Source organism: Allobaculum sp. (genome assembly GCF_047010065.1).
GTDB classification, from domain to species: Bacteria; Bacillota_I; Bacilli_A; order Erysipelotrichales; family Erysipelotrichaceae; genus Allobaculum; species Allobaculum fili.
This window is the reverse complement of the sequence record NZ_JBKXLD010000086.1, coordinates 1-9,889: the sequence shown is the minus strand read 5'-3', so window position 1 is coordinate 9,889 and position 9,889 is coordinate 1. Positions and strand designations below refer to the sequence as shown.

At 50.5% G+C, this 9,889-nt stretch carries 9 protein-coding genes and 5 tRNA genes; 7 read left to right on the top strand and 7 right to left on the bottom strand.

Annotation, left to right across the window (positions count from 1 at the left end):
- Positions 1-38 precede the first annotated feature (38 nt).
- Entirely contained in the window at positions 39-1,739 is a 1,701-nt protein-coding gene (locus ACLUYS_RS07820) for a nitrous oxide-stimulated promoter family protein (RefSeq protein ID WP_412659543.1), read from the top strand.
- 180 nt (positions 1,740-1,919) lie between these two features.
- Here ACLUYS_RS07820 and ACLUYS_RS07815 read toward each other — a convergent pair whose 3' ends face one another.
- The 4 genes from ACLUYS_RS07815 to ACLUYS_RS07800 all read right to left on the bottom strand — a co-directional run bounded on the left by ACLUYS_RS07815 (position 1,920) and on the right by ACLUYS_RS07800 (position 5,138).
- Complete coding sequence (locus ACLUYS_RS07815; RefSeq protein ID WP_230267179.1) at positions 1,920-2,135, bottom strand: hypothetical protein; 216 nt, start codon at positions 2,133-2,135, stop codon at positions 1,920-1,922.
- Positions 2,136-2,749: 614 nt separating this feature from the next.
- Positions 2,750-3,697, bottom strand: coding sequence for a DNA-directed RNA polymerase subunit alpha (locus ACLUYS_RS07810; RefSeq protein ID WP_230267178.1), 948 nt, complete (start codon positions 3,695-3,697; stop codon positions 2,750-2,752).
- Between the two features lie 77 nt (positions 3,698-3,774).
- Positions 3,775-3,993 carry a translation initiation factor IF-1 gene (gene infA / locus ACLUYS_RS07805; protein WP_230267177.1) on the bottom strand — a complete coding sequence of 73 codons (219 nt, stop codon included), beginning with the start codon at positions 3,991-3,993 and terminating at the stop codon, positions 3,775-3,777.
- A gap of 173 nt (positions 3,994-4,166) precedes the next feature.
- The gene (locus tag ACLUYS_RS07800; RefSeq protein ID WP_230267176.1) at positions 4,167-5,138 is read right to left on the bottom strand and encodes a rod shape-determining protein; all 972 of its coding nucleotides are present in this window, start codon (positions 5,136-5,138) and stop codon (positions 4,167-4,169) included.
- Positions 5,139-5,199: 61 nt separating this feature from the next.
- On the opposite strand from ACLUYS_RS07800, the gene ACLUYS_RS07795 reads away from it, so the two are divergent.
- Together ACLUYS_RS07795 and ACLUYS_RS07790 are read left to right on the top strand one after the other, a co-directional pair.
- Positions 5,200-5,658 (top strand): hypothetical protein, encoded by a 459-nt coding sequence (locus tag ACLUYS_RS07795; RefSeq protein WP_230267175.1) that lies wholly within the window; start codon positions 5,200-5,202, stop codon positions 5,656-5,658.
- 28 nt (positions 5,659-5,686) lie between these two features.
- Positions 5,687-5,762 (top strand) — tRNA-Gln (locus tag ACLUYS_RS07790).
- 169 nt (positions 5,763-5,931) lie between these two features.
- Here the strand turns inward: ACLUYS_RS07790 and ACLUYS_RS07785 are convergent.
- The 3 genes from ACLUYS_RS07785 to ACLUYS_RS07775 form a co-directional block, all read right to left on the bottom strand.
- Positions 5,932-6,402, bottom strand: coding sequence for a hypothetical protein (locus ACLUYS_RS07785; RefSeq protein ID WP_412659542.1), 471 nt, complete (start codon positions 6,400-6,402; stop codon positions 5,932-5,934).
- Between the two features lie 350 nt (positions 6,403-6,752).
- Positions 6,753-7,982 carry a sensor histidine kinase gene (locus tag ACLUYS_RS07780; RefSeq protein WP_230267989.1) on the bottom strand — a complete coding sequence of 410 codons (1,230 nt, stop codon included), beginning with the start codon at positions 7,980-7,982 and terminating at the stop codon, positions 6,753-6,755.
- Positions 7,975-8,658 carry a response regulator transcription factor gene (locus ACLUYS_RS07775; protein WP_230267990.1) on the bottom strand — a complete coding sequence of 228 codons (684 nt, stop codon included), beginning with the start codon at positions 8,656-8,658 and terminating at the stop codon, positions 7,975-7,977. The genes ACLUYS_RS07780 and ACLUYS_RS07775 overlap by 8 nt, the downstream gene beginning before the upstream one ends.
- Positions 8,659-9,104: 446 nt before the next feature.
- Between ACLUYS_RS07775 and ACLUYS_RS07770 the strand changes: the two genes are divergently transcribed.
- From ACLUYS_RS07770 to ACLUYS_RS07755, 4 genes are all read left to right on the top strand, one after another.
- Positions 9,105-9,180: transfer RNA gene (locus ACLUYS_RS07770), tRNA-Val, on the top strand.
- A 3-nt stretch (positions 9,181-9,183) separates the two neighbouring features.
- Positions 9,184-9,259 (top strand) — tRNA-Thr (locus ACLUYS_RS07765).
- A gap of 8 nt (positions 9,260-9,267) precedes the next feature.
- A tRNA-Lys gene (locus ACLUYS_RS07760) sits at positions 9,268-9,343 on the top strand.
- Between the two features lie 11 nt (positions 9,344-9,354).
- Positions 9,355-9,428: transfer RNA gene (locus tag ACLUYS_RS07755), tRNA-Gly, on the top strand.
- Positions 9,429-9,889: the final 461 nt, after the last annotated feature.

Here is a 9,889-nt window from a genome sequence, read left to right as displayed (position 1 = left end):
GTATCTAATATTCAGTCTCGCGTATACCCGTCGATTGTTTGACACTTACGTTCTGCATCGCGATCTGCTGCGCCGTCCTCTTTGGAGCTGCCGGTTTCTGGATTCACTGGTCCATCGGCGTCCTGCTTCTTTGCAGCTACGCGCTGGCTGCCTTTGGCATTCCGCTGATTTTCGGTTCTGCCGCACAGAAAACCGGCATTGCCCGTCGTAAGGCTGTCGGCGATCTGAGCGCGACAGTGCTGGAAAACGTGCGCGGCGCGGACGAAATCATTCAGTACGATCTTGAAGGCGTCCGCAAAGCACGAATGAACGAAAAGACGGAAGAACTGCTCGTGCTGGAAGACGAGCAGAAAAAACAGACCGTGGCCGCTTCTTCTGCCTCTCTGGCTATCGTTACTCTCTCGATGCTCTTCATGCTTTTTCTTGGTCTCTATCTTTACCGGCACGATCAGATCGGTGCACAAAGCTTCTTTGCGAGTCTCGTGCTCCAGTCCTCAACCTTTGGACCATTTCTGGCGCTGGCCAATCTGTCGACCGGTCTGTCCTCCACGCTTGGGGCCGCTCGCCGCGTCCTGACGCTGTTTGATGAAGAAGTTACCGTCAGGGAAAACGAAAAAGGGGCCTGCCCAGAATCGAGCGCCATGGCGGTGGAAAATCTCGCCTTTGCCTATGACGATCAGGCGATCCTGGAAAGTCTTTCCCTGTCTTTTCCGGAAGGAAAAATCACCGGAATCGAAGGCAGAAGCGGCTGCGGACAATCCACTCTGCTTCGCCTGCTCATGCGCTTTTTCGATCCGCAGGCCGGGACAGCCCGCCTTGGCGATGAAAAACTGAAAGACGTACAGACGGATTTCCTGCGTACAAAACAGTCTGTGGTTTTGCAGGAGAGCGTTCTGTTTACCGATACCCTTCGCAATAACCTTTTAGCCGCCAAACCCGATGCGACAGACAAAGAAATTCGCAGAGCGTGCAAAAAGGCCAGCATCGATACCTTCATCGATTCCCTCGATCAGGGGCTGGATACCATGCTGGCGGAAAGCGGAAGTTCTCTTTCGTCCGGCGAAAAGCAGCGCAGGGCTGAAAAGAAACGGGCCTTTGAGGCACGTGTCGTCCAGGAAATGATCGCCCTCTACTACAAAAAGTATCCCAATCCCCATGAAGAAAAAGAGCTGCTGGAATACGCCGTTGTGCGCATTTCCAAATGCCCGTTCATGGAAACGAAAATATTCTGTTCCCAGTGCCAGGTGCACTGTTACCGAAACGAGCGGCGCAAACAGATTCGTCAGGTCATGCGCTATTCCGGCCCGCGCATGCTTCTCCATCATCCAGTCATGGCTCTTCGCCATCTGTACTACGACAACCAGAACCGCATCGAAAAGCCGCTGTTTCTGCTGATCGGCTTCGTCGGACTGTTTCTTTGCGTTCTTGGAGCCATCCTGCCCGTTCTGCCGTCCTTTCCTTTCGCGCTGATGGCCGCCTTTGGCTTTGGGCGAAGCAGCGAGAAGCTGCACGATCGCTTTGTCGCATCCCGGCTGTATCAGGACAATGCCAAAGACTGGGTTGAACACCGTGCCATGCGTCCGCAGGCTAAGAAGCGCGTTCTGATGACGATCTCGCTCGTGCTTCTCTGCAGCTGGCTGATGCTCTTCCATCTGCCCTGGGTCCAGTGGATTCTTGTGGCCGTCTGGATCGGCCACGTCCTTTACTTCCGCTTTGGAATCCGCACACTCGAAGACTAAGCCTGCCCATACATCCCTGTACGAAAGCGGCCCGTACCGCAGAGCCTTCCCCTCAAGGGAACGTTCTGCGGTACGGGCCGCTTTTTCGTTTTAAATACGTTTTGTGCTTTTTTTAGCAAGCCTGTCATACAGCCTGTCCTCGAACGTCATACGCTGCGCGAGAAAACAGGCTTTTGGCGATTACGCTTTGGAAGCCTGCGGCACTTCTTTCCAGGTGCCTTCTTCCTTTGTCAGGTAGCGGTAATCATCGCAGACCATTACCTTGGCGGTTTCACCGTCCACGTCGAGAATGTCGATCGTGTAGTATTTGGACTCATCGAATTCATTCGAGCCCTGCATGTTATCGAGAATCGTGCTGATAATCGCTTTGCGATCTTTGAAAAAATCTTTTGCCATAAATATGCAATTCCTCACTTTCTGTGCTTACTGTATGTAAATGCATGCGGCGCGGCCGAAGCATTTTCGGGATTCGATTTGTGAAAAGTCTGGGCTTTCTTCTCTGGATTCTGGGTATCCGGAACGCCTGTTCTTGTTCTGCCTGTTTTGTTCACTCTGTACTGCCCTGCAGATTGAAAAAACGGGAGTAAACGCAAACGCTGAAAGCTGTTTTCATACTGTTCATTTCAAATCATTTGGTTTCATTTCTATAAAAATATCATAGCTAAATCGAAAATCCAGATCAATTGCCCTATACTTACATTTTTCTTAATGCAATGTACAGACGTTTTTCAAAGGGACGGGATCCTTTTCTTCACGATAAATCCAGCCGCTTGGGATGGTATTTTTCCGCCTGTCGAATATCGGTGGATTTCGTCCTTTTATACGCCGATAACGCCCCTGAAAGCAGAAAAAGAGGAGGTCCGATTCGATCCGGACTTCCTCTTTCTGTATCGATAATGGATTTCGTGCTGGCTGACAGCGCGCTTCGTGTTCTGAAATTCCGTTCCCGCTTTGCGGGCTGAAATTTCTCCCTCTTCTCAGGGAATACAGCGCAGCCTGCTTGCCTGGAATCAGTCGTACTGCCGGAAACCAAGTCCCATGGCTTCGAGACGGTCCTTGACTTCCTGAAGCGACTTCTTGCCGAGGTTTTTCACGTGCATCATTTCATCTTCGGTCTTCTGGGTCAGCTCTTCTACAGTCTGAATGCCTGCACGTTTGAGGCAGTTGTAGGAGCGGACAGACAGCTCAAGATCTTCGATCATCATTGTCGAAGACTTCGCCACTTCTTCCGTAACCGGCGGCTGAACGGTGAAGCTTTCTTCGAGTTCCATCTGCGCAGCCGGATAAATATTATCGAGATAGCCGATGACAATACGCGCAGCTTCCGTAACGGCGTTCAGCGGCGTAATGCTTCCGTTGGTATGAATGTCGAATGTGACTTTGTCATACTTCGTATCGTGACCAAGCAGCGTCGGCTCGGACAGATATTCTGCGGATTTAATCGGTGTAAAGGTTGTATCGAGGCAGACCGTTCCTTCGGGAAGGTCGTATTCTTTTTCAATTTCGCCTGCTGTCTTGTAGCCGCCGTCGGTCGCCGCAAACAGCGTCATGTTCAGTGTCTGGTTTTCCTTAACGGTGCAGATCACCTGATCCGGATCGGTAATCGTTGTGTTTTCCGGGCAGATCAGATCGCCGGCGGTTACTGTGCAAGGGCCGGTTTTCACTAACTGCAGTTCGGTGATTCCCGTATCTTCGGTTTCAAGCTGGATCTTTTTCAGATTCAGTTTCAGACGAATAATATCTTCTTCGATTTCATCAAGTTTAGCGGCATCGGCAGGAGCGCCTTCCACTTTATAAGCCATAACGGCTGTGCTCGGAAGATCCGAGAGCAGAGTTCTGCAGATGGCGTTGCCAATGGTGGTTCCAAACCCGCGTGCGAGGGGTTCAAATGTAAAAGAGGCGCGAGTATCCGTGCCGTCAGGAAGCTGATTGAATGCTGCCCGGGTAAAAACTTCCATGATGTACCTCCTTGTTCAGAATTCGCTGACTCTGAACTTTCCTGTCGTATGTATCCTGTTTATTCAGGCGGTATACCTTATTTGTAGCGGAAGGTGATGCGTCCGCGTGTGAGGTCGTAAGGGGAAATATCCACTCTTACTCTGTCGCCGGGAAGAATACGAATGTGGTGCAGACGAATCTTTCCAGAAACATGAGCCAGAATTTCGTGTCCGTTTTCCAGTTTTACTTTAAATGCGGCGTTTGGAAGTGTATCCGTTACCAAGCCATCAAGTTCGATCATGTCCTGTTTAGCCATGTATGCTCAAGTTCCTCCTGTTTAGTTTCTATTTTCAGCCAATTTTTAGCGAATCCTGTTCGCAAATTGAAGCAAATTTATCGTGAATTGTATAAATAGCCATCTATCAATATATTCAATTGTCACTTTGTTTGCAAACGAAAAGTCCGAAAGCCTGAAAGGTATGCCCTTTCTCAGCGTCCAATGGTTTCGAGAAGCGCTTCCATGCCCCGGGAGACCGTTCGATCGGGCTCATCGGTGCAGTAAACGGGACATCCGGCCAGCGCGCCGATCTGATCGGCCAGGCCAAGCATCTTCATCGTACCGCCGCTGGCGACAATTCCCCGTTCCGAAAGATCGAGCTGAATGTTTTCCGGCAAGCCGCGCACAAACGAAGAAACCCACAGACCGAGTTCTCTGGCAAACGGTGCGAGTACCGCAGCCATTTCATTCTGGCTGACCGGGATTTCAATTTGCTTTTCGGTATCCCGCAGGCGCCCTTTGATGCGCACGTACTGATCCTTAGATGAAAGACGTACCGCGCCGATGGACTGAATCAGCAAATCGAGCGTCTGCTCATCCGGAATCAGATCGTGATGGCGAAGCAGGTACTTTGCTGCCAGCTCGCTGGCTCTGCGGCCATTAAGCGAAGGGTTCGAAGCGTGATAAATGCGCTGTCCCTGACGGAAAATGGCGATATCGCAGTTGGAAAAGCCGACCGAAAGAACGCAGCTCGAAACCGGCAAGAACAGATCCAGGCCGGATCCGACGGCTGCCATCCAGATTTCCGGATCGAAATAAATCTGACTGGCGCCCAGATCGAGAAGCGTCTGTTTCAGATGCAAAATATCTTCTTCCGAAAACGCAGAAGAATAGCTTAACAGAAGCGTCGTTTTCTGGAACAGTCGAAACAGCCGGAATTCATAGCACAGTTCGTTGAGCATGGCTTCGAGCGCTTTTGTATCCACGCCCTGATCACGGATCGGGCGGACTAAACGGATCGTCCGGTCCCTGGACGAGCGCAGATCATACGCCTGCTCCCCGATGGCCAGAACATCTCCCTTTTCATTGAACGCGACAACAGAAGGCTCATCAAATACAACGCCCTCTCCGTCCACAATCAGCCGCAGACTGTGGGCTCCTAAATCTATACCCGCTCGAACCATTAGACGATGCCTCCCTGAGTTGCTAATATTATATCGTACAGAACCACGGATTTAAGAGAGTATGAAAGACCTGTTGAAAGACCACCCGCTTGTTTTAAACATTCTGATTGCTTCTTCCACGGCGGACCTGCTTTCCAGAAAGCTCGTGCTGCTGCAGGAGTGGTCAGTCTGGTTTGGCGTACTGAACTGCCGGATCCATCTTGTCCTTTGCGGCAAGGACCCCGACAGCTCTGTCAAAGCCATTGTTTCCACGTTTCACTGCCATACGTACCTGTCGTTTGATCCCGATTACCGGATCGCTTCGGAAGCCGGACTGCTTCAGATGCGCCCTGTATTCGGACGGCAGATCAAGAGCGCCTTCAATTCCATTTCCTTATTTGAAAACGATCAGATTCGTTTTGAAAGCCGCCGGATCAACGATTCTGCGCTGGAAAAAGTCGTTTCCAAATGCCTCTCTTTGCAGCACAAGTGGCTTCAGTCGCACATTCCTGCGTTCGTTGACAGGAAAATTCGCGGTTGATACAATACCTTTGCTTTTTTGTGCGCCTTGGGGTATAGCCAAGCGGTAAGGCACAGGACTTTGACTCCTGCATTTCACTGGTTCGATCCCAGTTGCCCCAGCCATCGCAAATTCATGTCCAGCTTATGGACTCAAATAAAGGGACATCGTCTGGCGATGTCTTTTTCTTTATTCTGGCCGGATCCCGTCCTTTCTTTCAGACTTTGACGGACCGGCTTTTCCTTTGCTTTCAGGCTGAGAATTCATGCTTCTCATGAAAAAAGACTCTGAAGATCAGTCCTTCAGAGTCATCATTTCGTTCATTTTAAAGCAGAACGCGAAGTAGAAAACAAAGCCAAACACCATTCCGATCACCAGAAACCATACGTTCCAGGCATCCGGAATTCCCAGCCATACGGCTGCGGCGCGGGAATTGGCGGTGTTGTAGTAATAGGTGTAGCCGTTGAGCAGCAGGCAGCCAAAGCAGAGATACGGCATCATGCGCGAAGTCGCGGAAATTTTGCGGACCTGCTTATCGTCGATCGTCTCAAGCGTCTTCTTCTGCTTGCGCGTCATTTTGCGGATGACATCCTTGTTGTCTTCGAGCTGTTTTTTGCGCTTTCTGGCCAGATGCACGCAATACGCAGCCGTAATGACGACCGCCGCATTGGCAACCGCATACCAGCCGACATAGGCACAAAGGGCCATCATCAAGATCTGGCCGATGCCGTAAACCATCCAGGTTCGGCTTAAAAACTGTTTCATATCTTTCCCTTCCGGCAGTGCCCGTTTATCGCACAGAACTTTGCCGGTTTCCTTCCTTCAATCTCCCGGATCTGCCTTTTCCCCATTCCAGTTTGATTCACTGAGACTGGTGAACCATCGAAACGGAAAATTCCAAAAGACCGATCGATCCGCAAACAGATCCATAATATCCAGATTCGAGCGGTTTAGAAAATACCATTTCAAAAGGCGATGCAAAATCTGTCTTCCCCCGTGCGGACAAAGGTATTTTGCCAGAAGTTCAGGCTCTCTTTTGCAGCCAGGGAAAAAGGCGCGATCGTTCTCGCGCCTTCTGGCTGTTACACATGGATTTGCATATAGACCGGATCGGATCAGGCCGCTGCGTGAAGAACGACCGTAAAGGTGGTCCAGCCGCCATGGCAGTCAACTTCAATCTTGCCTTTGTGCCGGTTCACGATGCTTTTGGCGATGGCCAGTCCGAGACCGTACCGGCCGGAGGAACGGTTTCTCGATTCATCGGCACGATAGAAGCGTTCGAAAATCTTTTCCCTTTGATCGGGCGGAATCGGAACGCCGGTATTGGAAACCGAAAGCAGAACGTCTTTTCCCTGCCGGCGAAGCGTGACCGCGATCTTTCCATCGGAATGCGCCGCCGCATTATCGAGCAGAATGGCGATCACCTGTTCGAGCATAGACGACTGACCGTTCACCGTAAGATCCGGTTCGATGGTTTCGCTCAGCTCAATATGATGTTCAAACATGACCGCTTCCTGAATCAGGCACTGCTTTTCCACAAGACGGGAAAGGTTGACCGGAAGCATCTGGATTTCCTGCTGCTCGTTTCGCGTCAGATCCAGCAGATCGGTAATCAGACCGTTCATGCGGCTGGCTTCTTCTTCAATATTGGAAAGCCATTTGGGGTTCGGGTCCTTTTCCATGGCTTCAGCATTGGCCAGAATGACCGCGACCGGCGTCTTCAGTTCATGGGACGCGTCGGCGATAAACTGGCGCTGCTTCTTGAATGTCTCTTCGATTGGGCCGATCATCCAGGCTGCCGCCTTGCGGCAGGCGATGTACAGCAGGCCTTCAAAGCCGATGCCGATCAGGATGGATATGAACAGATGGCTGATCAGTTCGTTGCGGATGGCGGTTACGTCGATCATCATCACCATATTGTTGGACGGATGATAGCACACGTAGCTGCTCACCAGAAGGTTGCCGATCGCCGGATTCGTATCCGGGCGGCTCGTTTTCTCGACGAACTGCGCTTTCTCGACAATCTTGTTGATCGTCCCTTCATCTGTATCCTGCGTGGTCAGAAAATGCATGGGCTTCTGCGCGTTATTGAAGACGATCATGTAGACTGGATTTTCATAAAGCAGAGCCAGCCGGGAATCTTCATCTTCGTCCTGCGGAAACGGACCAAGCGCGGTCGGATTCCAGAGTTCGCGGGTCATTTCCGAAATCTCCAGAATACTGGCGGATAGATCGTTTTGTACGGTCGCGTAGTTCTGAAAATCAAAGACGCCGACAATCAGCCAGACCATGATGCTCAGCAGCCCGAACAGGGTGAGCATCATCTTCCGACGAAGTTCATTCATCTTTCATCCCCATGCGATAGCCCAGACCGCGTACCGATTTCAGTTCCACTTTGGAACCGAGCAGACGCAGCTTCTTTCTCAGAAAGGAAAGATAGGCTTCCAGATTATTGGATTCAATATTGTTGTCCCAGCCCCACACTTTGGAGTACAGCTGATCCCGGCTGAGAATCTGTCCTGGATGGGAAAGGAAATATTCGAGAAGCGTGTATTCCTTGCCGGCAATCGGAATGCTTTCGCCGCTTTCCCGGCTTTTGAGCATGCACGACTGCAGATCCAGTGAAATGTCGCCATATTCAAGCTTATTGGATTTCACGGCGCTCGTTTTCTTCAGCTGGATATCGACACGGGCCAGCAGTTCTTCCATATGAAACGGCTTGGTCATGTAGTCGTCCGCTCCATTTTTCAGACCGGCCAGCTTATCGCTCAGTTCGCCGCGTGCCGTCAGCATGATCACCCGGGTTTCCGGAGCCAGCACTCGAATATCTTCGAGAATTTCAAAGCCGTCTTTTTTTGGCAGCATTACATCGAGAATAACCAGATCGTAAATGCCGCTGGACGCCTTTTCGGATCCCGTTTCTCCATCAAACGCCAGATCCACACTGTAGGCATTCTGGCGAAGCATCGCGGCTGTCGCTTCGGCCAGACGCGTTTCATCTTCCACAATTAAAATTTTCATATTCGGCTCCTTTCCAGAAACCGGCCTTTCGCCGATTTTTTCGATATATATTTTTGTCTGTTTACGATTTCGATCCAGGAAAGCTTCCCGATCCATCGTTTCTTTTTTCATTTGCGGCAAGCGTGCCGAGGACAGCAGGCTGTCGACTCCGTTTCCAGACTCAGAGAAATTTCAGGTCCAACCGTCTTTTGACGGCTGCTGGATCGGTACGCTCCCGGATTTTTTCAGCTTCTATTTTAGCGGGGAAGCTGAAAGAAACTTTAAAGTTTACTTTTTTCGAATGGACTTCGTAAAGATAAAAAAGCCAAAAATACGACAGGTAAAGGAAAAAGACACGCCTTGCCAAAATGGGCAACGCGTTTTCTTCCGCCCTCGTTTCATTTTTTTGAAATTAATACTTGCACGATCGGACCGCTTTGGGTATGATGATCAAGCGTTAAGCGAATGGAGGCTTAGCTCAGTTGGGAGAGCGTCTGCCTTACAAGCAGAGGGTCAGCGGTTCGAGCCCGTTAGCCTCCACCATTTGCCGACTTAGCTCAACTGGTAGAGCAACTGACTTGTAATCAGTAGGTTGGGGGTTCAAGTCCTCTAGTCGGCACCATTTTTCCTGACTCGGTAGCTCAGTTGGTAGAGCACTTGACTTTTAATCAAGGGGTCCAGGGTTCGAATCCCTGCCGAGTCACCATTTTTATTTTTGCAGGTGTAGTTCAATGGTAGAACTTCAGCCTTCCAAGCTGACTACGTGAGTTCGATTCTCATCACCTGCTCCATTTTTTTGGCAGTCCGCCGCCTGACCCCTCTGCACTATATATTTCTTCATGTCAGGTCTGGGCTTTAAATATAGAGCGTTCAGTCATGCAGGCTGACCACAACGTCCCGGGATGCTCACCCGGTATTTTTTTGCCATTTTTTCGGATCTGGCTGCTCGTATGGCAGGCAAACCGTATTTTGCCGTTGCCTCTTTCCTTTCTGTATTTCTGAAACCGGCAAAGGCAAACATCCGCCTTCCAGACGCACATGCGGTTGCCTGGCTCCAGAGATGCAGAGGCGGACCTGGCGCATTTTCTTCCCTGCAGTTCTTCCTGCCTTTCTTCCCTTTTCCGATTTTTCAAAGTCAGGTTTACTTTCTTGCAAATGAAAAATGAATGAGCTACAATGATCAGGCATTCAGCAAGAGGAGGCTTAGCTCAGTTGGGAGAGCGTCTGCCTTACAAGCAGAGGGTCAGCGGTT

Excerpts from the sequence above, each read along its gene's own strand:
- ACLUYS_RS07815 (WP_230267179.1), bottom strand. The coding sequence starts at position 2,135 with ATGGCAAAAGATTTTTTCAAAGATCGCAAAGCGATTATCAGCACGATT.
- ACLUYS_RS07810 (WP_230267178.1), bottom strand. The coding sequence starts at position 3,697 with ATGGAAGTTTTTACCCGGGCAGCATTCAATCAGCTTCCTGACGGCACG.
- infA (WP_230267177.1), bottom strand. The coding sequence starts at position 3,993 with ATGGCTAAACAGGACATGATCGAACTTGATGGCTTGGTAACGGATACA.
- ACLUYS_RS07800 (WP_230267176.1), bottom strand. The coding sequence starts at position 5,138 with ATGGTTCGAGCGGGTATAGATTTAGGAGCCCACAGTCTGCGGCTGATT.
- ACLUYS_RS07795 (WP_230267175.1), top strand. The coding sequence starts at position 5,200 with ATGAAAGACCTGTTGAAAGACCACCCGCTTGTTTTAAACATTCTGATT.
- ACLUYS_RS07785 (WP_412659542.1), bottom strand. The coding sequence starts at position 6,402 with ATGAAACAGTTTTTAAGCCGAACCTGGATGGTTTACGGCATCGGCCAG.
- ACLUYS_RS07780 (WP_230267989.1), bottom strand. The coding sequence starts at position 7,982 with ATGAATGAACTTCGTCGGAAGATGATGCTCACCCTGTTCGGGCTGCTG.
- ACLUYS_RS07775 (WP_230267990.1), bottom strand. The coding sequence starts at position 8,658 with ATGAAAATTTTAATTGTGGAAGATGAAACGCGTCTGGCCGAAGCGACA.